At 43.1% G+C, this 23497-nt stretch carries 17 protein-coding genes; 8 read left to right on the top strand and 9 right to left on the bottom strand.

The genetic code is table 11. From position 1 onward, the window contains the following. Positions 1-104 precede the first annotated feature (104 nt). Positions 105-1181, bottom strand: coding sequence for an alpha/beta hydrolase (locus ACP7AK_RS14080; RefSeq protein WP_253173799.1), 1077 nt, complete (start codon positions 1179-1181; stop codon positions 105-107). 217 nt (positions 1182-1398) lie between these two features. On the opposite strand from ACP7AK_RS14080, the gene ACP7AK_RS14075 reads away from it, so the two are divergent. From ACP7AK_RS14075 to ACP7AK_RS14050, 6 genes are all read left to right on the top strand, one after another. Beyond that, positions 1399-1899, top strand: a complete 501-nt coding sequence (locus ACP7AK_RS14075; protein ID WP_425880145.1) for a hypothetical protein — start codon at positions 1399-1401, stop codon at positions 1897-1899. A gap of 1003 nt (positions 1900-2902) precedes the next feature. Next, complete coding sequence (grpE, locus tag ACP7AK_RS14070) at positions 2903-3451, top strand: nucleotide exchange factor GrpE (protein WP_004647116.1); 549 nt, start codon at positions 2903-2905, stop codon at positions 3449-3451. 118 nt (positions 3452-3569) lie between these two features. Next, the gene (dnaK, locus tag ACP7AK_RS14065) at positions 3570-5510 is read left to right on the top strand and encodes a molecular chaperone DnaK (protein ID WP_004647118.1); all 1941 of its coding nucleotides are present in this window, start codon (positions 3570-3572) and stop codon (positions 5508-5510) included. Positions 5511-5656: 146 nt separating this feature from the next. After that, positions 5657-6487 carry an OXA-134 family carbapenem-hydrolyzing class D beta-lactamase gene (gene blaOXA, locus ACP7AK_RS14060; RefSeq protein WP_425880144.1) on the top strand — a complete coding sequence of 277 codons (831 nt, stop codon included), beginning with the start codon at positions 5657-5659 and terminating at the stop codon, positions 6485-6487. 70 nt (positions 6488-6557) lie between these two features. After that, positions 6558-7466 (top strand): matrixin family metalloprotease, encoded by a 909-nt coding sequence (locus tag ACP7AK_RS14055; protein WP_005094835.1) that lies wholly within the window; start codon positions 6558-6560, stop codon positions 7464-7466. 105 nt (positions 7467-7571) lie between these two features. Next, a complete protein-coding gene (locus tag ACP7AK_RS14050; RefSeq protein ID WP_016806936.1) occupies positions 7572-7949 on the top strand; it encodes a hypothetical protein in 378 nt (125 codons plus the stop codon). 58 nt (positions 7950-8007) lie between these two features. On the opposite strand, the gene erpA is transcribed toward ACP7AK_RS14050, so the two are convergent. From erpA to ACP7AK_RS14030, 4 genes are all read right to left on the bottom strand, one after another. Further along, positions 8008-8343, bottom strand: coding sequence for an iron-sulfur cluster insertion protein ErpA (gene erpA / locus ACP7AK_RS14045; RefSeq protein ID WP_004281944.1), 336 nt, complete (start codon positions 8341-8343; stop codon positions 8008-8010). A gap of 121 nt (positions 8344-8464) precedes the next feature. Further along, positions 8465-9472 (bottom strand): putative solute-binding protein, encoded by a 1008-nt coding sequence (locus ACP7AK_RS14040; protein ID WP_425880147.1) that lies wholly within the window; start codon positions 9470-9472, stop codon positions 8465-8467. Between the two features lie 191 nt (positions 9473-9663). Further along, positions 9664-10674 (bottom strand): putative solute-binding protein, encoded by a 1011-nt coding sequence (locus tag ACP7AK_RS14035; RefSeq protein ID WP_005094844.1) that lies wholly within the window; start codon positions 10672-10674, stop codon positions 9664-9666. A 255-nt stretch (positions 10675-10929) separates the two neighbouring features. Next, entirely contained in the window at positions 10930-11934 is a 1005-nt protein-coding gene (locus ACP7AK_RS14030) for a putative solute-binding protein (RefSeq protein WP_425880143.1), read from the bottom strand. 216 nt (positions 11935-12150) lie between these two features. Here ACP7AK_RS14030 and ACP7AK_RS14025 point away from each other — a divergent pair, with 216 nt between their 5' ends. Continuing rightward, complete coding sequence (locus tag ACP7AK_RS14025; protein ID WP_129717334.1) at positions 12151-14082, top strand: ATP-binding cassette domain-containing protein; 1932 nt, start codon at positions 12151-12153, stop codon at positions 14080-14082. Positions 14083-14423: 341 nt separating this feature from the next. Beyond that, entirely contained in the window at positions 14424-15587 is a 1164-nt protein-coding gene (locus tag ACP7AK_RS14020) for a zinc-dependent alcohol dehydrogenase (protein ID WP_001202407.1), read from the top strand. A 1182-nt stretch (positions 15588-16769) separates the two neighbouring features. On the opposite strand, the gene gyrB is transcribed toward ACP7AK_RS14020, so the two are convergent. From gyrB to dnaA, 4 genes are all read right to left on the bottom strand, one after another. After that, the gene (gyrB, locus tag ACP7AK_RS14015; protein ID WP_148335201.1) at positions 16770-19241 is read right to left on the bottom strand and encodes a DNA topoisomerase (ATP-hydrolyzing) subunit B; all 2472 of its coding nucleotides are present in this window, start codon (positions 19239-19241) and stop codon (positions 16770-16772) included. Positions 19242-19297: 56 nt separating this feature from the next. Beyond that, a complete protein-coding gene (gene recF, locus ACP7AK_RS14010) occupies positions 19298-20377 on the bottom strand; it encodes a DNA replication/repair protein RecF (RefSeq protein ID WP_114541696.1) in 1080 nt (359 codons plus the stop codon). Between the two features lie 28 nt (positions 20378-20405). Continuing rightward, on the bottom strand, positions 20406-21554 hold the full coding sequence (gene dnaN / locus ACP7AK_RS14005) for a DNA polymerase III subunit beta (protein ID WP_425880142.1): 1149 nt from the start codon (positions 21552-21554) through the stop codon (positions 20406-20408). Positions 21555-21663: 109 nt separating this feature from the next. Next, positions 21664-23040: a chromosomal replication initiator protein DnaA gene (gene dnaA / locus ACP7AK_RS14000; RefSeq protein WP_005104955.1), complete on the bottom strand. Its 1377-nt coding sequence runs from the start codon at positions 23038-23040 to the stop codon at positions 21664-21666. Positions 23041-23497: the final 457 nt, after the last annotated feature.

Genomic DNA, 23497 nt, shown 5'->3' with positions numbered 1-23497 from the left:
TTTGCCAGTGTTGATCTGTCAGCATGGTACGAGGCATAGCGAATAGTAAAATTGGGTTTGGCGATTTGATTTTACTACTTCGCTATTTTTTTAAGCTAAAAGTGTCAACACACCCTATTTTTGTCCCAAAATTTGCGGAAATTTTTGCTGATCTCAATCACATATTTTTTGGCACGGCGGGAGATCGGCGTCAGGTTAATAAAACCATGTGCTTGATCGGTATATTCATGATAATGAACACTCACGCCATTCTGACGTAGTTTATGTGCATAGATTGAACCTTCATCATGCAGGACATCATGACGTGCAGTAATCACATAACTTGGCGGCAAGTTTTGCAATTCACCATAGGTGGGTGAAATCAGCGGATCATCCAGTTCAATCTGATGGGTTTGGGCATACATTAAGGTCACCAGATCAATATCCTGTTCCGAAAGTACCAGTCCATCTTTATAGGCATAAAAAGAAGGATGGCGACTTTTAAAGTCGACCGCCGGATAAAGCAAAAGCTGTGCTCGTGCGGCATAAGATTTACCTGCACTGCGCTGTGCCACCACAGTAGCCAGATTTCCGCCCGCACTGTCCCCTGCTACGGCAATACGATTTTTATAGATTTTTAGTTGCTTACTATGCTGATGTGCCCAAGCCAAGGCATCTTCACAAACCTGTACCATCTGCAAGGGGCTAAATTCTGGCGTCAGCGGATAAGCCACGCTTAGCACCTGCACTTTGGCATGTACTGCCAGCAAGCGACAGAATTCATCATGGCTGTCCAGACCGCCCACCATAAATGCACCGCCATGATAAAAAATCACCATCGGCAACTTCTTTTGTGGAGCTGGATGATAATGCCGGGCAAAGATGCTGCCACTTTGCAAAGGCAGGCGCAGCTCTTCGATGACTTTGACAGTAGTTGGTTTAGCCGCGATCGCTTTCATGCGTGCATCAAACAATGTGCGCGAATGAGCCAGATCCTCACTGATAAAACTGCTATGCCCCTGTTTTATCTGGATGGCCATCAGGCATTTAACCAATGGATCTAAATCAGGATAAACATGAGGATAATCCAGAGCCTTAACTAATGCTTCCTGTGCAATGCCAGGTAAGCGGTCCAGCATACGCGCTGCCGTCCCTTGTCCCTTTTCCATCACACTTTTCAGAACCGGAGGATTCACAGTCATTATTTTTAGTCCTTATTCTCTTAATTCTTCATAGTTTCTACACGATTAGCGTTTCAGTGACCATATTCTTATATAAGTCTTAATATCAATGTACATATAGCTTCTACTCGATACGTTACCCTCATTTATAAAAGATGTCATTGACCGTTTAAAGGTTATTTTTGACGTACTTTTGCGAGCTTAAGTATATTTTTTATTACAAATCGGGAGGATGCCTATGGCTAGCAAAATTATAGCTCTGTCTTTGGCGACTGCATTTTTAGCTGTAGGCTGCGTCGCATTTCCTGAAGATGGTGACTATTATGATGGCCGCTATGATCAGCGTTATGACCGTCGCTATGAACTGGACCGGCGTTATGAACAAGATCGTCGCTATGAGCGGCAACGTTGGGAATATGAACAGCAACGCAAACGCATTGAACTGGATCGACGTAAACAGGAATTACAACGTCGCAATTGGGAGCAGGATCGTAAAAGACAGTTAGAGCTGGATCGACGTAAAAGCCAACTGGAACGACAGCGCCATGAACAGCAACGTAAAAATATCATGACGCAACGGCAAAAACAGGCAGAGACAGAACGTAAACGTCGTCAGGATCTGGAGCGTAAACGTGTAACAGATCAACGCAGTAAAAAAGTCCAGCAAAATCGTTCTAATCAACGCTGGAATGACAACCGACGTCATCAAGAACAACGTTCACGCGATCGTCGCGATTAAGACTTGAATCATTTTCTGTATTAAAAGCCCAGACTGGGCTTTTTAAATGGAAAAAGATAGCTGCCAGATAGACAAAGGCCCTAAAGAAAATTTATTTAGGGCCTTTGCAGAGGGTTATGTTAAACGAACTTCCACTTCGCTTATGCTTCTCAGCAATTCAACCAGAACATCCTATTCTCTATATAAATTATCCTATCGAATCAACTTGCTCTCATGAAGCGGACATTCACTATCCAAGCTGTAAGTTTTATCTTACAAACCGCTAAAATAGAGACGACTGATTCCAACAAATTCAAAAAAGGTAAATTCTGGACAAAAAAAGGCTTATCTAGAGAACAGGATAAGCCACGAAAACACATTTCAAAATAAGAAGAAACTACAGCGATAGAATCTGGAATAAATATTAATCAAAAGTTCATCTATTGTGAAAGACTTTATTGCTTAGATATTAATCGTTTTTATGTCTAATAAATAAACAGGCAAAAAAAAGCTGAGTTTTGGGGATACTCAGCTTGAAAAAAGCAACTCTAAAATAGGGCAACAGCAACCCGGTTCGGCTCTCTCCTCTGAACAAGGTCGCTGTTAATAGAAGTATGATGCAATTTTTTTACCAATACTTAAAACGGATTAAAATTATTAATTTGATTCAAAAATACGATTATTCATTTTTTATATTTATTTTCAAATACTTAATTCTTAGATTTAGTCGCCAATTAAATCTATTCAGTTCAAAATTCGGATTCATCGCTGCTGATGTCCGTGTATTTTATTCTCATCCTATCCTGCTGTTGTGTTCTGAATAGCTTGTTCTGCTATCCGCTGGATTCAGTATTTTGTATAAATCTTAAATTTAATCTGGGTCGACGCTTGAATTTTTACACCCTGCCCCGATTTCTTTAGGTAATCAAGAACTTCACAACCATGGCAGTTCAGCATAAACGCAGTGAACACTGAGGCCTAAGGACTGTACATGTTTAAGAACCCATTTAAACGGAGTAAATCAATGGCGACTGAGCAAAACGAGCAAGCTCAACAACTTGAGCAAGAGCAAGCGGAACAAGATACAGCGCAAACTCAAGCTGAAACCGAGCAGGCTGAAGTTTCCGTTGAGTCTTTACAAGAGCAGATTGCGCAGCTTGAAGGTGATTTAAAGTTAGAAAAAGCCCGTACCGCCAATGCAGTTTATGAAGCACAAAAGAGTGTTGAACGTATTCAGCGTGAATCTGAAAAGCATAAAGATACAGTTCTGGAAAAGTTCTCTAAAGAGCTTCTAGAAACAGTCGACAATCTGGAACGTGCCATTGTGGCTGCAGGTGAAGAGCAAACACCATTGCGTGAAGGTGTTGAACTGACCCTTAAATCTTTATTGCATACCTTGGAGAAATTTGGGGTTGTGGCAGTGGATACCAACAACGGTTTCAATGCTGACCTGCATCAGGCAGTCGGGATTGATCCAAATGCCAAAGCAAATGAAATTGGGACTGTTTTGCAAAAAGGCTACACGCTTAACAGTCGCTTATTGCGTCCTGCCATGGTGATGGTCGGCGCTTAAGCCAAATAAATTCGGGAGTTTGTGAAATTTTTCAAAAATTTTACTTGAAAAAAATCGAACGGCTCTCATATCGGATAACAAGTGTAAATCACAAAAAAATTTTAGAGGAAACATCCAAATGGCTAAAATCATTGGTATTGACTTAGGTACTACAAACTCATGTGTTGCAGTACTTGAAGGCGACAAAGTTAAAGTAATCGAAAACGCTGAAGGCGCGCGTACCACTCCATCTATTATTGCCTATAAAGATGGCGAAATTCTGGTAGGTCAATCTGCAAAGCGTCAAGCAGTAACGAATCCGAAAAATACATTGTTCGCGATCAAACGTCTGATCGGTCGTCGTTATGAAGACCAAGCGGTACAAAAAGATATCGGTCTGGTTCCTTACAAAATCATCAAAGCTGACAACGGTGATGCTTGGGTTGATGTCAACGACAAAAAATTGGCGCCACAACAGGTTTCTGCTGAAATCTTGAAAAAGATGAAGAAAACTGCTGAAGATTACCTGGGCGAAACCGTAACTGAAGCTGTTATTACTGTTCCTGCTTACTTCAACGATGCACAGCGTCAAGCAACTAAAGATGCAGGTAAAATTGCAGGTTTAGAAGTTAAACGTATCATCAACGAGCCAACTGCTGCGGCACTTGCGTTTGGTATGGACAAGAAAGAAGGCGACCGTAAAATCGCGGTTTATGACTTGGGTGGTGGTACTTTCGACGTTTCAATCATTGAAATTGCTGACCTTGATGGTGACCAGCAAATCGAAGTATTGTCGACTAACGGTGACACATTCCTAGGTGGTGAAGACTTCGATAACGCGTTAATCGAGTTCCTGGTTGAAGAGTTCAAGAAAGAACAAAACTTTAACCTGAAACAAGATCCACTGGCGTTACAGCGTTTAAAAGAAGCTGCTGAGAAAGCGAAGATCGAACTTTCATCTTCAAATGCAACTGAAATCAACCTTCCATACATCACTGCTGATGCGACTGGTCCTAAACACTTAGTGATCAACGTAACACGTGCAAAATTAGAAGGTCTGGTTGCTGACCTGGTTGCGCGTACCATTGAGCCTTGCCGTATTGCGCTTAAAGATGCTGGTCTTTCGACTTCTGACATCTCTGACGTGATCCTAGTGGGTGGTCAATCACGTATGCCAATGGTTCAACAGAAGGTTCAAGAGTTCTTCGGTAAAGAGCCACGTAAAGACGTAAACCCTGACGAAGCAGTCGCCATGGGTGCTGCGATTCAAGGTGCGGTACTTTCAGGTGACAAAACTGACGTACTTCTACTTGACGTAACTCCGTTGACACTTGGTATTGAAACCATGGGCGGCGTGTTGACTGCAATCATCGAGAAAAACACCACGATTCCTGCGAAGAAATCTCAAGTATTCTCAACTGCTGCGGACAACCAGCCTGCTGTAGACATTTCAGTTTACCAAGGTGAACGTAAAATGGCGCAGCAAAACAAACTGTTGGGTAACTTCCAGTTAGGTGACATTCCACCTGCGCCACGTGGTGTGCCACAAATTGAAGTATCTTTCGACATCAATGCTGATGGTATCTTGAAAGTATCTGCGAAAGACAAGAGCACTGGTAAAGAGCAATCGATCCAGATTAAAGCAAACTCAGGTTTGTCTGATGCTGAAATCGAAGCAATGATCAAAGATGCTGAAGCAAATGCTGAAGAAGACCGTAAGTTTGAAGAGCTTGCAAAAGCTCGTAACGAAGCGGATGCTTTAGTTGCTTCTTCACAAAAAGCAGTGAAAGATCTTGGTGAACAAGTAACAGCTGACGAAAAAACTGCTGTTGAAACGGCGGTTTCTGAGCTTGAAGCTGCAACTAAAGAAAATGACGTTGAAGAAATCAAAGCGAAAACTGAAGCGCTGCAAAATATCATCATGCCAATTACACAACGTGCATATGAAGCTGCTCAAGGCCAAGGCGGTGCGCAAGGTTTTGACCCGAATGCATTCCAAGGCGGCGAAGGTCAATCTCAAAAAGCGGACGACGGCGTTGTAGATGCTGAGTTCACTGAAGTGAAAGATGACAAAAAATAATTTGTCGCTTTAACTGAAAAAACCGCGCGAAAGCGCGGTTTTTTTATGTCTCGACTTAAAAGAATAAAATAAAAATTACTAAAATTTGATCGTATTTTCAGGAAAAGCTGTTTAAGTTAAATCCAACATTAAAATACCCTGAACCCATGAAAATTCTGATTTTGCTGCCTTTACTTAGTTGCTTGGGCCTGACAGCGTGTAGCCTGCCCGTTTCATCTCTCCTATCTCAAAGCACTTCGACTCAATCGACTCAAGCCATTGCCCAATTATTTGATCAGGCGCAAAGCGCGGGTGTTCTAGTGATTCAGCGTGGTCAACAGATACAGGTTTATGGTAATGATTTAAGCCGTGCAGATACCGAATATGTTCCCGCCTCTACTTTTAAAATGCTCAATGCCCTGATTGGCCTGCAACATGGCAAAGCCACAACCAATGAAATTTTTAAATGGGATGGCAAGAAACGCAGTTTTGCAGCCTGGGAAAAAGACATGACTCTCGGCGAAGCCATGCAAGCTTCTGCTGTACCCGTGTATCAGGAACTGGCACGTCGCATTGGCCTTGAATTGATGCAACAGGAAGTACAACGCATCCAATTTGGTAATCAGCAGATTGGTCAACAGGTCGATAACTTCTGGTTGGTAGGCCCTTTGAAAGTTACTCCAAAACAGGAAGTCCAATTTGTTTCTGCGTTGGCCCGAGAGCAACTGGCCTTTGATCCTCAAGTCCAGCAACAAGTCAAAGCCATGTTATTTTTACAGGAGCGGAAAGCTTATCGACTATATGTCAAATCCGGTTGGGGCATGGATGTGGAACCGCAAGTCGGCTGGCTCACCGGCTGGATTGAAACACCGCAGGCTGAAATCGTGGCATTTTCACTCAATATGCAGATGCAAAATGGTATAGATCCGGCGATCCGCCTTGAAATTTTGCAGCAGGCTTTGGCCAAATTAGGGCTTTATCCAAAAGCTGAAGGATGATGCAAATAAGCATGGGAAAGGCATTAAAATTAAGCTATATTTTTAAAAAATAGACATTTAAATAAAAAATATGCGTCTTCTGCTCTGTCTGCTCGTAGTGGGATTGATCATGTCTGCCTATCTACATATGCAGGCCCAAACCCATCCTCAACTGCGCTATAACTCGCTGGCTGATCGCTTGACGCATCCTTTCGATACACGCTTACGTTTCCGAATTGATCAGGTCGATTCAGGCTTTGGACTAAGTAAAGATCAAGTCATTCAACTGAGCAAGGAAGCGATCGAAATCTGGCATCAGGGAAGCAATCGTGATGATTTGATGGTCTATGATGAAAATGCCAGGCTGAGTATTCACCTGATCTATGATCAACGCCAGCAAGACTATGATGCCTTGAAGAAAGTCGAAAAACAGTTGCTGGCAGATGACGCCAAGTATCAACGTCAGGTCAAAAATCTGGAAGCATCCCATCAGCATCTGGAAAGTCAGCAGCAACGCCTGATCCAGCAAAGAGATCAGATGAATAGTGAATTTCAGGCCTTACAGCAACGACGCCGTCAGCCAAATTTATCTGCTTATGAACATGAGCAGATTGAATATGAGGTTTTGGCTTTACAGCGCAAATCGGAAAGTTTTCAACGGGAACTTCAGTACCTTCAGGAACAGCAAAGTTCCTTTAATATGAATGTTTCCATGCATCAACATGGTCTGCAAAACCATCAGCAGAATATCATTCAAGCCCAACAGCGTTTCCCTGCCCGCGAATTTCATAAAGGCGTGTTTATGGGTGATCAAATTCATGTCTATCAGTTTGATGCAGAAGATGATCTCCGTCTGACTCTGGCACATGAACTCGGACATGCCTTGGGGCTGTATCACCATAATGACCCGGAAGCACTGATGTATCCGGTGCTGGGTAAACAGAATCTGCAACACTTCCAGCTGCGACCTGCAGACAAGACCTTGCTTTATAACCGTTAAGTGATCAGCTTGAATTCCCTAATTAATTTAAGTGTATAAGTATTATAAAAAACACTCTATTCTGATTTCATGTTATTGTGATTGGCTACATTGTTCAGGCCATCTTTGGAGATTCGTGTGAGTTACTACCATATTTTAATTGAAGTAAATGACCACATTAGTACGATTGATGAAACCCGTGATATCGAAATCTTTGATATCGAGGACATCCAACCCTATCTTCATTCGATTTTGCTGCCTTATTTCAATGAACAACTGATTGAACTCGACGATGAAAATCTGGAATATAAAGATATTCTGCATCTGGAAATCAAACAGACCTTATTACCGATCAATGACCTGATCGAAGAAGAACAGCGTCTGTTGCCAAGCGATACCGACATTACCATTAGCGCCTATGAAATTTTCAATAACCGCGAGTTGAGTCAGGATGTCACTACCGTGATCTTTGACCTGCTTGAAGCGGTAAAACTGGATAGCTAAACGTTCTTCCAGATATAAAAAAGTCCTCATTGAGAGGACTTTTTTTTTGTGCATGGATTTAGATCGAGAATGAAGATCCACAACCACAGGTCGTGGTCGCATTCGGGTTTTGTACCACAAAACGTGAACCTTCCAGACCTTCTAAATAATCTACCACCGAACCGACCAGATATTGATAACTCAATGAATCGACCAGGACTTTAACATCGCCATTGGCAAATTCTGCATCATCTTCATTCTGGCTTTCTGCAAAATTAAAGCCATAAGAGAAACCTGAACAGCCGCCACCGGTCACATAGACACGGAGCATTAAGTCTTGGTTACCTTCACTGTCACGCAACTGGCGTACTTTATTTGCGGCATTGTCGGTGAGCACAAGCGCTTGGGCATTCATGGCGGATTCCTCTGTTGAATGGAATGTCTTTAAAAAGAAAAGACCATGTTTAAGTATAGCACACTCAATATATGGTCAGTCTCTACAGATTAAAAGTCAAATCAGAGTAATTTTATCAGGATTATTTGTAGTTCTCATCCTGTAAGGCACATTCAAAGTTTTTCGGGTTCTGTTTGCAGCGGAATTGCCATAACAATTTCATCATACGTTTGTCATAAACACCGCGTTTGGTCAGGTCAATTCGGGAATCCCGCATCATTTTCTGGTAACCCGATTTGTCTGCAGCAGGAATATCCATCCAGTATTTTGCTGGAATGTCCGCTTTCATTTTCCCCAAAATACCAAAGGCACGCGGTAACTGACTTCTCACCCATTCACGTGATTTTTGTCCGTAACCTGCCGGAAATTTATCTGGACGGATAATGATATTGCCTGTGACCTGCAACACCGGATAATTCACAATCGCGCCTTTATTACCCAAACCTTTATGTAATTCCAGCGGTTTAAATACTGCTGCTGGTGCACCAATAATATCCACCTGGCCATTGTTAAACTTGGCACCAAAATTGGTGACATCGGCACTCACCGCCTGTGCGCCGACCTGCTGTACCATGATTTTTTGTGCTTCATCATAATCAAGTACGGCAATTTTTTTACCAGCGGCTTTAGCAACGGTATTAATACTGCGGTCGTTCACCAGCAGGAAAGCATCACCCACAGGAATGACACCGACTACCTCATATTTACCTTGCAGCATATGTTTGGCGAAGGTGGGACTGGCCAAGCCCTGCATGACTTTAACTGCCAGATTCAGATCTGGAATCGCGCCAATAGCATCGAGTGAACCGGTAAAATTATTGAACTGACGGCCACGCATCCCGGTCACACTAATGCCGTCACATTTTCCAGCTTTAAAATCTTCTGCAACCACCGCTTCATTGGTATTCACCCGCAGTTCGACATCTGCACCCCAATTTTTGGCCGCCAACTGATAGTCTTTCATCACACTATAGACATCACCGTTTTTACCGACCAGATCAAATACGCAAATCACCTGTTTGGCTTGTGCCAAACCTGAAACAGCCAGTGTTGCCGTAGCCAATGCCAGTGCTTTCCATCCTTTATGCATCATCATTTCCTTATCGCTTGTTTTTGTTATTGCAGTTTTAGTCACATGTGATTGTTTTTTATATAAAACATGCGAATTTAATATTTAGCTCAAGCTTAAGCTATTTTATTCGCTGCACAATGGCAGATCTGACCTGGTTCAGCCATAAAAAAAGCCTAGATCAATCTAAGCTTTTTTCTTTAAAAATCAGATTATTCGCCAGCAATTGAACATTCAAAGTTGGCCTTATCGACAGAACAGCGCGCACGTTTTAAGACCGACATCATGCTGGCATCATAGATTCCGCGTTTGGTCATGTCCATCCGGCCATCACGTAACATTTTCTGATACTTGGTTTTATCTTCAGCGCTCAGATTCATTTTATATTTCGACGGAATACCCGCTTCCAGACGGCTGATCATCCCCATGCTCTTTGGCAGGTTTTTGATAAACCAGTCACGCGATTTCTGTCCAAAACCTGCGGGGAATTTTTCCGGACGAATCACAAAATCAGAGGTGACATGCAGTACCGGGAAATTAAACATTGCGCCGTTATTACCCAGACCTTTATAGATTTCTAATGGCTTGTAGGCATAAGCAGGTGCACCGACCATATCCACCTGACCATTGTTAAATTTGGCGACAAAGTTAGAAACATCGGAGATCACTGCCTGCGCACCGACGCGCTGTACCATGATTTTCTGGGCATCGTCATAGCCAAGTACGGCGAATTTCTTCCCTGCGGCTTTTTCAATCGAATTGATATTCTTGTCACGAACAAAAATAAATGCTGAACCCAACGGTGAAATACCGGCAATTTCGTATTTTTTGCCGCCCATATTACTGACCATTTTCGCTGCATTACGTTTGTCCAGAGCAAAACTGATCGCACGCTGGGCAATGGCATTACTTGGTGCACCGCCCAGTGCATCAATAGAACCGGCAAATTTATTGTATTGACGGGCACGCATGGCTGTCATAAACACACCATCACATTTACCGGCCTTGAAGTCATTGTCGGCAACCGCTTCATCCTGACGGGCAATCAGATTGATTTCTGCGCCCCAGCCTTTTGCAGCCAGTGCCCATTCTTGCGCCATCTGGAAAGACTCACCGGATTTACCCAGTAAGTCAAACACACAGATATCGACTTTTTCTGCATGCGCCGCACTTGCAAAACCAAATGCAGAGAATGCAGCCAATGATAAGAGTGTTTTTTTCATTGTAGTTATCCTTTGAAATCTTGTTATTCGCTGAGTGTCCGTACACGGGACAAATATTAAGCAAGTTTAATTAAAAAAAATAGAGCATTTACTCCATTTAAAACCGGCATTTTGGCCTATAAAGATAAATCAGCAATAGTTGCCTAAGTTATTTTTTAAATATATATTTAAATATCAATATCTTAATATTTAAAACTGCTTTCTTATAATTACATTTACCCAGATATAGTTACAAAGATATACATGATTTCAGATTTATTCGCCACCAATCGAACATTCAAAATTGGTTCTTTCTACCGTACAACGCGCGCGTTTCAATACGTTCATCATGCCCTGATCATAAATCCCCTGTTTGGTTAAATCGATCCGCCCATCACGCAGAATCTTTTGGTAGGCCACACGATCTTCACGGCTTAGATTCAGAATATATTTGCTTGGAATCTCAGCTTCCATGCGCTTGACCATGGCAAAGCTGCGCGGTAACTGTTTCACAAACCAGTTTCGGGATTGTGCGGCAAAGCTTGCCGGAAACTTTTCCTGACGAATAATCAGATCAGCAGTGACATTAATCACCGGAAAATTAATCATTGCGCCTTGACGGCCTAGTCCTTTCTGTAATTCCAGCGGTTTAAATGCATAAGCCGGTGCAGCGACAATATCCACTTCGCCCTGATTAAACTTGCGAATAAAATTGGAAATTTCCGACATGACCGGTACGGCTTCAATCCGGTCGACCATGATTTTTTGCGCATAGTCATAATGCAGCACAGCAAATTTCTTGCCTTTGACCTGTTCCAGTTTATTTAGAGTACGATCACGAACAAAAATATAGGCTGGCCCAATCTGGCCGATGCCTGCTACTTCGAATTTTTCTTTGCCAATCTGGGTGATTAGGCGTTTGCTATTGCGTTTATCCAGCACATAGCTGATGGCTTTCATGGCAATGTCATTATTCGGCACGCCGCCAATTGCATCAATCGATCCGGCAAATTTATTATAGGCGCGGGCACGCATCGAAGTCATATAGAAAGCATCACATTTTCCTGCTTTGACATCCTGATCGACTTTGGCTTCATCCTGATAGGCGTTTAGCTGAATTTCGGCACCCCAGCCTTTTGCTGCCAGCGCCCATTCCTCCAGCAGCTTATAAGATTCACCAGATTTTCCCAGCAAATCAAAAACACAGACATTCACTCTGGCTTGAGTTGAAGTCGACACCAAAAGACCCAGTGCCGACAAAATTAAACATCCCTTTTTCATTTTTATTTGACTCTATGGTATTTTTTACTCGATCAGCCTGAACTATAAACCACTGTTCATGCATAAAATAGAGCTTTTACTCAACTTATGCGTCTATCCCAAATCAATTGACAGAGATGAAAACTGATTCATTTCAGCAAAATCGGTAAGATTTTTCATTTTCACAGGGCTTTCCTTTAGAATAGGCGCATCTTATTTCTTAGCTTTGATTTCTCAATGATTCAGTTAGACCAGTTATCTATACGTCGCGGTGGACGTGTTTTATTTCAAAAAGCGTCGATGCAGTTACACCCAGGATGGAAAATTGGCCTAACCGGTGTCAATGGTGCTGGAAAATCAACCCTGTTTTCAGCCTTGCTGGGCGGCATGGAATCGGACACCGGTTCGCTGACCCGACCTGCGGTATGGACCGTGGCGCATATGGCTCAGGAAATCAAAGCACTGAATATGAAAGCCATTGATTTCGTATTGTCGGGCGATGAAGAATACTGGGATATTCAGCAAAAACTCGATCAGCCGGATCAACTGGATGATGCAGAACTGGCACATTTATATGGCCGTTTTGATGAAATTTCAGGTTATTCGGCTCCTGCCAAAGCCTCGCAGCTGATGGCGGGTCTGGGCTTCTTTGAACATCAATCACAGCTGGATGTTTCAAGTTTTTCCGGTGGCTGGCGTATGCGTCTGAATCTGGCGCGTACCTTGATGAGCCGTTCAGATTTACTACTCCTCGATGAACCGACCAACCATCTGGACCTGGATGCGATTCTCTGGCTAGAAGACTGGCTCAAGGCTTATGAAGGTACGCTGGTGCTGATTTCGCATGACCGGGATTTCCTCGATGCGATTACCGATCACATTTTACATATCGAAAATCAGGAACTGATTTTATATACCGGCAACTACTCGACTTTCGAGCGTACCCGTAGTGAACGTCTGGCACAGCAGCAACAGGCGTATGAAAAGCAGCTGGAAACCCGCGCGCATCTGCAAAAATATATTGACCGTTTTAAAGCACAAGCGACCAAAGCCAAACAGGCACAGAGCCGGATCAAACAGCTGGAACGTATGCAGGAACTATCTGCTGCCCATGTCGATACACCATTTACTTTCAGTTTCCGCGAACCGACCAAAATGAGTTCGCCGTTATTGCAACTGGAACATGCCGATATTGGTTATGGCGACAAGCTGATTGTTACCAATGTAAATTTACAGATCACGCCCAACAGCCGGATCGGGTTACTCGGGATGAATGGTGCAGGTAAATCCACGCTGATTAAATCGCTGGTCGGTGACCTGAAACTGATTCAGGGCCTGCGTAAAGATTCAGAGCTACTGAATATTGGTTATTTTGCCCAGCATCAGATGGATGCACTGGATGGTAATGCCAGTCCGATGTTACAGCTGGCACGTATTGCCGATAAAAAAATCAGTGAAGCCAGCCTGCGTTCTTTCTTGGGTAGTTTCGGTTTTAGTGGCGAACGTATGGATACGCCGAGTGAAAGTTTTTCGGGTGGTGAACGTGCACGTTTGGCCCTAGCGCTGATTGTTTGGCAGCGTCCGAATGTACTGATTCTGGATGAGCCGACCAACCATTTAGACCTGGATATGCGTCATGCACTGACTATGGCTTTACAAGATTTTCAGGGCGCGGTAGTTCTAGTTTCGCATGAACGTCAGCTCATCGCCAGCGTCTGTGATGAACTGCTACTGGTACATAATGGTCAATGCCGTGAGTTTGATGGTGATCTTACTGCCTATGCTGACTGGTTACGCCAAGCCCGTATTGAGATGATTAAAAATGGGCAAAAGCCAGCAGAACCGGTGAAATCCCAAGTCGAAGTCAAACCGACTATTTCCAAACTGGACAAGGAAGCACAACGTAAGGAAGCTGCTCGCCAGCGGGAACTAAGTCGTCCGATTCGCAAGAATATTGAAAAATGCGAAACACAGATGGCCAAACTACAGCCGCGCCTGATTGAAATTGAAAACCTGCTGGGTGACAGTGCTTTATACGAAGCATCACGTAAAAATGATTTGCTGAAACTGATGAATGAGCAAACCGAGCTAAAAGCCAAACTGGAAACAGCCGAAGAGCAAATGCTAGAACTGATGATGGAACTGGAAAGTCTGGAACAGACGTTCTAAAGCTCTTTTAGTAAGATTTAAGATAAGAGATGAATGACCAACGTTGTTCATCTCTTTTTTATTCACTATTTTTAATGTTTTCTCTTCCATTTTCCCCCCTGTATTTTTTCATCTACGTCTAGATGTTTCTTTAATTCTGTTCTTTTCTATTCATTCGACACATAAGGTCATGAATTACACAAACCCTATATAAGTTTATTTTTTAAACAGTTGGATGCCTTATTTCATACATTAATTTACAGCGCGCTGTTTCATCCTAAGGCTCTAATACAAATGTTTTTTAATTTTTGGCAGCCTTGCTACGAGTCTGTTTAATGTTGAACTAGAGAGAGGAAATCCGCATGCGTGCTCTTACCTATCATGGTGCTCGGGATGTACGAGTTGAATCCGTTCCAGATCCAGTGATTCAGGAACCAGATGACGTTATTTTAAGGGTGACAGCCACCGCCATCTGTGGCTCAGATCTGCATTTATACCGGGGGAAAATTCCGGCCACTGAAGACGGTGATATTTTCGGCCATGAATTTATGGGAATTGTAGAAGAAGTCGGCCCAGAAGTAACCGAAGTCAAAAAAGGTGACCGGGTGATTATTCCCTTTGTGATTGCATGCGGTCACTGTTTTTTCTGTGAACATGAACTCATGGCTGCCTGTGAAAATACCAATACCGGTCGTGGTGCAATTCTCAACAAAAAACAGATCCCACCAGGGGCAGCTTTATTTGGCTTTAGCCATCTGTATGGTGGTATACCGGGTGGTCAGGCTGAATATGTACGGATCCCCAAAGGCAATGTCGGACCATTTAAGGTGCCGGGTTCCCTGCCTGATGAAAAAGTATTATTCCTGACCGATATTCTGCCAACTGCGTGGCAAGCAGTGAATAATGCCCAAGTCGGTCGAGGTTCCAGTGTGGCGATTTATGGTGCTGGCCCGGTCGGTCTGCTGGCTGCTGCCTGCGCGCGGATGCTCGGTGCCGAGCAGATCTTTATGGTCGATCACCACCCTTACCGTTTGCGTTTCGCGCATCAAACCTATGGGGTAATTCCCGTCAATTTTGATGAAGTCGATGCCGCTGAATTTATCATTCAAAATACTACGGGTTATCGTGGAGTCGATGCCGTCATTGATGCGGTCGGTTTTGAAGCCAAAGGTAGCATGCTGGAAACCGTAATGACCAACCTGAAATTAGAAGGTTCGAGTGGTTCAGCGCTAAGACAATGTATTGCAGCGGTCCGTCGCGGCGGTGTGGTGAGTGTACCTGGAGTTTATGCCGGTCCAATTCATGGCTTCCTGTTTGGTGATGCCTTTGACAAAGGTTTGACCTTTAAAATGGGACAAACCCATGTGCATAATTACTTGCCGCAGTTGCTAGAACATATTGAAAATGGAGATCTGTCTCCAGATCTGATTATTACCCATCGCATGAAACTGGAAGATGCTGCGGAAGGTTACCGTATTTTTGATAAAAAGGAAGAAGACTGTCGTAAAGTCATTCTAACACCATAAATATGATTAAAAAAAAGCGCCGTCAGGCGCTTTTTTATTTTTCATCGTCATTTTATCAATCCTCTTTTTCTTGTTCCTAATCAATATCATTTCAGCGATTCCCTCCCTCTTTTCTATCGAGTAATAAAAGAAATGCCCGATTTTCAATAATGAAATCAAGAAATAACTCAAAAATGAGAAATAAAAAAGTTAAGCAAAAATCGATAAAAGTATGATTTTAAATAAAAATGAAAGTTCACTTGATTATTAAATCAATTATGTAGTTTAGCTACATCTTGAGTTTTTAGTTAACAATATGTTCCACGGTAATGATTAGAGAAACTACACTATATTTACAAGTATTTAATTTATAATAATTTTTTATTTTAAAGCCAATCCAAGGAATAGTCTGGTCATACTAGCAATATATCGCCAAATCTAGCTTTAAATTTAAAATGCTATTTTAAATTTAAAAACACTTATCCACAAGATAATCGATTTCAAATTTGAATTTAAAATAAAGAATTAATACGTGGATTAAAGCTTGCGGAAAAATACTATCTTATTCACATAAAAATTATGGATAACTTTAGAGTTATCCACATCTCTGATCAGGCTTTCTAGATGCTTGAAGCAATATTATTCACGTATTATTTAGCGTATTAGACCAAGTTTCTTATAAGCTATTGAAAATTTAAAATTTAGTTTTAGCAGCTTTTTATTTATTTTTGAGATATTGGATCTTCTGAATAGGCGATTTATTATTTTTTAGTCGAATCCACCTAAAGTATTCGATCTGTTTTTATTACACGCATCTTTAAATACCACTTTGACTGATCCAGTTTTCACCTAGTGTCGTGAACTGCATGCAAACTTCTCATCGTATAAAGAACGTCTTTCTACCTCACTTTCCTATTCAAAAATTATTTTAGAAGTTCTGATGCAGATCATTTTTATAACGATAGATTCACTCCAGATTTCAGGTATTCTCCCGAGTTGGTAATCTCTATACATAAACCCTTTCTTAGAGTCGATTTGGCTTACTCAACTTGGCTTTTTAAAACCTAAATGAACCCGTTCCATATCTAAAAATCGGTCCAAAATTACTTTATTTTGCCTAGCTCACAGGATATGAGTAAAAAAATTGGTCTAAAAAAAGCGCCTCGAAAGGCGCTTTTTTATATCTGATTTTATCCTGAAGGGTTATGCATCAATATCTGCATTCAAGGCATTTTCTTCAATGAAAGCACGACGTGGTTCTACGTCATCGCCCATCAAGCAAGAGAACATACGATCCGCTTCAATCGCATCGGTAACTGTCACTTGCAGCATGTTACGGTTGTCTGGATCCATGGTGGTTTCCCATAACTGTTCCGCATTCATCTCGCCCAGACCTTTATAGCGCTGGATCATCATGCCACGACGTGAGTCCTGCAAGATATGTTGCCAAACCTGATGGAAATTGCTGACCTGAATCTTGCGATCGCCTTTTTGCAAATATGCACCATCTTCAAGCAGACTAAACCAGCTCTTTGAATTCTTTAATAAACGTGCATATTCACTTGAACCTAACAGTACTGAGTCTAACAGGTAGCTATGTGGCAAGTTATGTACATAGATCGTGATACGTGGCAACCAGCTTGCAGTTTTTTGACCATCTGCCAGTTCTTTTTCAAAACGCTCCAGGGTTAATTCTGGACGTAATGTTGGCTGAATGGCTTCAATCGCTGCACGCAGATTCTCACCCCATGTTTCCACATAGGTTTTGTCTTCCAGCTGATCCAGCTTAAAACCTTCCAGTGAAAGTAGTGCATCAAGCAGACTCGCAGGATAACGCTGGGTCAAACGTGCCAAGCTCTTCTGGGAAGTCTGATAATCAGCAATCACATTCGCCAGTGCTTCACCACGAATCGCAGGCGCTTCTGCACTGATATGCAGTTCCAGCTCATCAATCGCATTCGAAATTAGGTAAGTTTCCAGTGCATCATTGTCCTTGATGTACTGTTCCTGCTTGCCTTTTTTCAGCTTGTACAGTGGTGGCTGGGCAATATAGATATGACCACGTTCCACAAGTTCTGGCATTTGACGGAAGAAGAAGGTCAACAGCAGCGTACGGATGTGTGAACCATCGACGTCAGCATCGGTCATGATGATGATTTTATGATAACGCAGTTTGTCCGGATTATATTCCTCACGACCAATACCACAGCCGAGTGCGGTAATCAGCGTACCAACTTCAGCAGAGGAAATCATGCGGTCAAAACGGGCACGTTCCACGTTCAGGATCTTACCTTTCAGCGGTAAAATCGCCTGCATTTTACGGTTACGACCTTGCTTGGCTGAACCACCTGCAGAATCACCCTCGACCAGGTACAGTTCAGACAAAGCTGGATCTTTTTCCTGACAATCGGCCAGTTTACCTGGAAGACCGGCAATATCCAGCGCACTCTTACGACGTGTCATTTCGCGTGCTTTACGCGCTGCATCACGCGCACGTGCTGCATCAATGATCTTGCCAGCAATCGCTTTGGCTGCTTGTGGATTTTCCAATAAATATTCAGAAAATGCCTTGTTCATGGCCTGTTCAACAGCCGTTTTCACTTCACTCGACACCAGTTTTTCTTTGGTCTGTGAAGAGAATTTTGGATCAGGTACTTTGACTGACACGATGGCAGTCAGGCCTTCACGCGCATCATCACCCGATACCGCAACTTTTTCCTTTTTCAGGATATTTTCGCTGTCCATGTAGTTGTTTAAACCACGGGTCAACGCAGCACGGAAACCGGCCAAATGCGTACCACCATCCTTTTGCGGGATGTTGTTGGTAAAGCAACGTACATTTTCCTGATAAGAATCATTCCACTGCAATGCGACTTCTACCGTAATACCGTTATCGGCCTGTGCAGCAGTGAAATGGAAAATATCATTCAGGTGAGTTTTGCCTTCGTTAATATATTTAACGAACTCAGACAGACCACCTTCATAATCAAAGACATGCTCGGCATTAATGCGTTCGTCACGCAGCACAATACGCACACCTGCGTTCAGGAACGACAGTTCACGCAAACGACGCGCCAAAATATCAACATTAAAAATGGTCTGACTAAAAGTCTCGGCACTTGGCCAGAAACGGACACGAGTACCGGTTCTATCGGTATCGCCCACTACTTTTAATGGATATTGAGAATCGCCATGACGGTATTCTTGTTCATGAATTTTACCGGCACGGTGAATGGTCAATTCGAGTTTTTCAGACAGTGCGTTGACTACGGAAACACCGACACCATGCAGACCGCCAGACACTTTATAACTGTTGTCGTCGAACTTACCACCGGCATGCAGAATGGTTAAAATCACCTCTGCTGCAGACACACCTTCTTCAGGGTGAATGTCGGTCGGAATACCACGACCATTATCAGAAACTGAAACCGATTCATCTTCATGGATCGTCACTATAATTTCATCACAGTGGCCTGCCAAGGCTTCATCAATCGAGTTGTCGACTACTTCAAACACCATGTGGTGCAGGCCTGTACCATCGTCTGTATCACCAATGTACATGCCCGGACGCTTACGGACTGCGTCTAAACCACGTAATACCTTGATGCTAGAGGAATCATAAGCCTTTTCAATGGTTTGTTCTGTTTGAGAAGCAGCTTGATCTTCTGAACTCATGGTTTCTCCCTAGTGAAAAATAGGTCTATCCAAAGATGGGTAAAACTCAAAAAATATTATTGCACAACTTGAACTGTACCGTTTTCAACACTGAATAACTGATATGAGATAGACAAATCATGTAAGTGCTTTTGTACTGATTCATGGTCTAAGGTGGTAATAAAAACTTGACTACCAAGTTGGCTCAATCGCTCAATTAAACGTTGTTGTGCGGTTAAATCTAATTCTGCTGTCACATCATCTAATAATACCACAGTTTCCTTATTACAAGAATGTAGCATTGCGATTTGCGACAGTTTTAGTGCGATCATCAGCAGCTTTTTCTGCCCGCGCGACAGGATCACATCAGCATCCCCCATCGGGGTCTTTAAACGCAAATCTGCGCGATGTGGGCCATATTCGGTATAGCGTCGCTCACAGTCTTTTTCATGCTGGTTGGTCAGATCATTTAGCAGGCCGGTTTCACTATGAAAGCCCGGACTGTATTCCAGACTGACTTGCAATTCAGGTAATAACTGTTTCAGATCATCTTCAAAAAATGGCTTCCATTGTTCCACAATCCCGACACGTTGCGAGTGCAGGATTTCACCATATTCACTCAGCATCTGGTTCCACGGTTCCAGATCAGACAGACTCAGAAAGCGTTTGCTTTTGAGCAGACTATTTCGCTGTTTCAGCGCACGAGAATAATATTGCCAGGCATGATAAAACTCTGGTTCCACGTGGAACATTAACCAGTCGAGCAATTGACGTCGTGGTTTGGCACCATGATCGATGATATCGGTACTTTGTGGATCAATCAGTTGCAAGGGTAACAGTTTGGCCAGTTGTCCCTGAGTTGCCACTAGATCGCCATTGACCTTGATCAACTGTTCCCCGCTGGCCATTTTTTGCATGCCTATTTTTTCAGTCGCAGATTGTGCAAACACAATCGCATCCTGTGCGCCATGCTGGATATAATTTTTGGGAATATGGGTACGGAAAGAACGACCAGCAGCAAGTAAATGAATCGCCTCTAAAATCGAGGTTTTACCTGAACCATTTTGGCCATAAAAAACATTAAACGGCTGCAATCCGTGGAGAGCAACCGTCTTTAAATTCCGCACACGCTCAATATGTAAACGCGTAATATGCATGTCTTATATAAATATCAAGAGCCGCGGCTTAAACACGCATCGGCATGACGACATAGGTTTGATCCGTATGCGCCGGGTCTTGTACCAAGACAGACTGATTCGCTTCAGTCATGGTCATTGACACATCATCGCCATCAAGCACACCGAGTACTTCAATCAGATACTGCGCATTAAATGACATTTCTAGCGGTGAATCAGCATATTGAATCGCCAGATCTTCAATCGCTTCATCCTGCTCCGGGTTATTGGCGCGAAGTTGCAAAGAATCGGCATTAAAGTTTAGAAACACACCACGCAGCTTTTCATTACTTAAAATCGCCACACGTTGCAAAGACTGCTTGAACACGTCATGTGCGATCATCACCACTTTGTCGCCACCACGTGGAATCACACGGCGATAATCCGGGAACTTACCATCAATCAGCTTGGTGGTGAAACGCACGGTAATATCCGCCTGTTCCTTGTCACGGCTTGGCATATTGATGGTCACATTGAGCAGTTCACGACCGATCAATAGAGATAATTGCTCATCTTCAACGCTGAGCAGGCGCTGTAATTCTGCAACGGCCTTACGTGGCACAATCGCCTGAATCGGCTGTGTTGCAGTAGATTGTGCCGCTGTTTCACATAGTGCCAGACGGTGGCCATCGGTAGTGACTGCACGTAGCTGATTGGTATCGATTTCCAGCAAAGTACCGGTTAGGTAAAAACGTACATCCTGAACCGCCATGGCAAAAGCAGTTTTTTCAAATAGACGTTTTAGCTCACGCTGTGTCACCGTCACTTGCGTGCCTTGGGTGTTTTCAGTGTTCAGTAATGGATAATCATCAGCAGGCAATGTCCCCAATACAAAACGGCTGTTGCCCGATTTAAGGATACAGCGCTGATCTTCAGTAATATGTAAATCCACCAATGCCGCTGAAGGAAGTGACTTACAGATATCAATCAGCTTACGTGAAGGAACTGTGGTCTCACCTTCCTGCAAACATGCACCTTCAGCCAGTGCTGTACTCGCCACCAGTTCGACTTCCAGGTCGGAACCGGTCACGGTCAATGCTTGCGCAGTCACCTGAATTTTCAGGTTAGACAGGATATTCAAGGTATGGCGACGTTCAACCGCTCCTACGACATGTGAGAGAACATTCAGTAAGCTTTCTTTCGCGATTTTTAAACGCACGGTGCATTCCTCTAAAGCTGAAGATTAATATAGAAAAAGTGATTTTTTTGACGGTTTACTATGCGGCAAAAGCAGCCGCATAGCAAGAATAGAATTTGAGCGATTTAGGTCAACTTTGCAACAGACGTTGCAGGTTTTTATAGTCTTCGTTAAAGATCGGATCTTCTTCACGCAGGCTCTGTACTTTCTCGCAGGCGTGCATCACGGTACTGTGATCACGACCGCCAAAAGCCATGCCAATTTCCGGAAAACTGTCGCCGGTGAGTTCACGGGCCAGCCCCATCGCCAGCTGACGTGGGCGGGCATAAATCCGGGTGCGTTTTGGACCAACCAGTTCTTTCAGTGGAATACGGAAATACTCACTCACCACACGCTGAATGTTTTCGGTACTAATGGTACGGGCACGAATCGCCAGCACATCTTTTAAAGATTCACGCACTACATCCAGATCAATTGGTGTGCCTTTAAAACGTGAAATCGCTACCACTTTGTTCAGCGCACCTTCAAGCTCACGTACGTTAGCCACCACCTGCTGGGCAATAAACAGCGCACAGTTACGTGGTAAATCGACTTGGTTGCTTTCGGCTTTTTTCAGCAGAATTTCAATTCGGGTTTCAATATCGGGTGGTTCAACTCCGACCGACAAGCCCCAAGAAAAACGTGAAACCAGACGTGGATCCAGTTCGGTTAGTTCTTTAGGATAACGATCCGAAGTCAGAATAATCTGTTTGGACTCATCCAGCAGTGCATTAAAGGTGTAGAAAAACTCGACCAAGCTGGCTTCTTTACCGGCCAACAAGTGAATATCATCAACCAGTAATAAATCCAGAGAACGGCAATTTTTCTTAAACTCTTCGACTTTGCCCTGCTGTAACGAGCTGACAAAGTCCTGTACAAAACTTTCTGCGGTCATGTACATGACACGTGCATTTGGCTTGGCCTGCAACAATGCATTACCGACCGCCTGCATCAAGTGAGTTTTACCCAGACCGGTCGGACCATATAAAAATAAGGGGTTGTGCTGTGAAGCACCCAGCTGGGTCAGTACCTTGCGACAGGTTTCTGCCGCCATCTGGTTAGATCGGCCTTCCACAAACAGCGAGAAGGTAAACAATGGATTCAACTGACGTCTACGGCTATTTTTGCCGCTGTCTTCTTTTTCTTTCTTCGGTTTCGGCACCGGCATCGGTATCGAAGTCAATGCCGCAGTCGTAGTCGCCGGTTGTTCACTGGCAGATAAAATTGCCCCTGGACGTGAATCCACTAAAATTTCGACCTTGCGTACCCGTCCTTCAGACAATTGCTCTGCCAGAATCGTGATCAGTTCCAGATGATGTTCTTGAATGTAACGCGTCCAGTAAGGATTAGGTGCATACAAACGCAAGCTGTCTTCCAGCTCTTCTGCAACCAATGGGCGAATCCACATTGTAAAGACATTTCCAGAGAGCTCTTGTCGCAGGCGATTTAAGCAGTCCGTCCAAAGCATGTGAATCCCCTATTCATTCCATTGTTCATTCAAAAAAGATGACCGCGACCAAAAGCGGGTCGCCATTCTAACCAAGTTATCCACATCTGTCATGGCAATCTCTACAAAAACTGTGCAAAAAGAAATCACCCTGCATAAATTTAAATTTAAAACCCAGTGTGGATAAGTTTATCCGCAAGCTGTGGATAAAATATACCATAAAGTTATCCACAAAGTATAAAATTAATAGAAACAGTTTTATCCACAACATAAGTTTATGTTTAATTAAATAAAAAGTGGCTTATCCATAGAAAAAGTGCTCCCTAATAGTAATAAATTTAAATTTATAAATTTGAATTTATTTATAAGATCACTGTTTTTTGTGGATAACTCAAAAAACTTCAAATTTAAATTCAAAACTACAGGTTAAATTTAAACTCTGGATAACATGTGGATAACTTTGTTGATAGAGTTGTTT

It is taken from the genome of Acinetobacter sp. TWP2-2-3, assembly GCF_049896445.1.
Classification (GTDB): Bacteria; Pseudomonadota; Gammaproteobacteria; order Pseudomonadales; family Moraxellaceae; genus Acinetobacter.
The sequence above is the reverse complement of the archived record's forward strand: the minus strand, read 5'-3'. Positions and strand labels throughout refer to the sequence as shown.

Excerpts from the sequence above, each read along its gene's own strand:
- ACP7AK_RS14080 (WP_253173799.1), bottom strand. The coding sequence starts at position 1,181 with ATGACTGTGAATCCTCCGGTTCTGAAAAGTGTGATGGAAAAGGGACAA.
- ACP7AK_RS14075 (WP_425880145.1), top strand. The coding sequence starts at position 1,399 with ATGGCTAGCAAAATTATAGCTCTGTCTTTGGCGACTGCATTTTTAGCT.
- grpE (WP_004647116.1), top strand. The coding sequence starts at position 2,903 with ATGGCGACTGAGCAAAACGAGCAAGCTCAACAACTTGAGCAAGAGCAA.
- dnaK (WP_004647118.1), top strand. The coding sequence starts at position 3,570 with ATGGCTAAAATCATTGGTATTGACTTAGGTACTACAAACTCATGTGTT.
- blaOXA (WP_425880144.1), top strand. The coding sequence starts at position 5,657 with ATGAAAATTCTGATTTTGCTGCCTTTACTTAGTTGCTTGGGCCTGACA.
- ACP7AK_RS14055 (WP_005094835.1), top strand. The coding sequence starts at position 6,558 with ATGCGTCTTCTGCTCTGTCTGCTCGTAGTGGGATTGATCATGTCTGCC.
- erpA (WP_004281944.1), bottom strand. The coding sequence starts at position 8,343 with ATGAATGCCCAAGCGCTTGTGCTCACCGACAATGCCGCAAATAAAGTA.
- ACP7AK_RS14040 (WP_425880147.1), bottom strand. The coding sequence starts at position 9,472 with ATGCATAAAGGATGGAAAGCACTGGCATTGGCTACGGCAACACTGGCT.
- ACP7AK_RS14035 (WP_005094844.1), bottom strand. The coding sequence starts at position 10,674 with ATGAAAAAAACACTCTTATCATTGGCTGCATTCTCTGCATTTGGTTTT.
- ACP7AK_RS14030 (WP_425880143.1), bottom strand. The coding sequence starts at position 11,934 with ATGAAAAAGGGATGTTTAATTTTGTCGGCACTGGGTCTTTTGGTGTCG.
- ACP7AK_RS14025 (WP_129717334.1), top strand. The coding sequence starts at position 12,151 with ATGATTCAGTTAGACCAGTTATCTATACGTCGCGGTGGACGTGTTTTA.
- ACP7AK_RS14020 (WP_001202407.1), top strand. The coding sequence starts at position 14,424 with ATGCGTGCTCTTACCTATCATGGTGCTCGGGATGTACGAGTTGAATCC.
- gyrB (WP_148335201.1), bottom strand. The coding sequence starts at position 19,241 with ATGAGTTCAGAAGATCAAGCTGCTTCTCAAACAGAACAAACCATTGAA.
- recF (WP_114541696.1), bottom strand. The coding sequence starts at position 20,377 with ATGCATATTACGCGTTTACATATTGAGCGTGTGCGGAATTTAAAGACG.
- dnaA (WP_005104955.1), bottom strand. The coding sequence starts at position 23,040 with ATGCTTTGGACGGACTGCTTAAATCGCCTGCGACAAGAGCTCTCTGGA.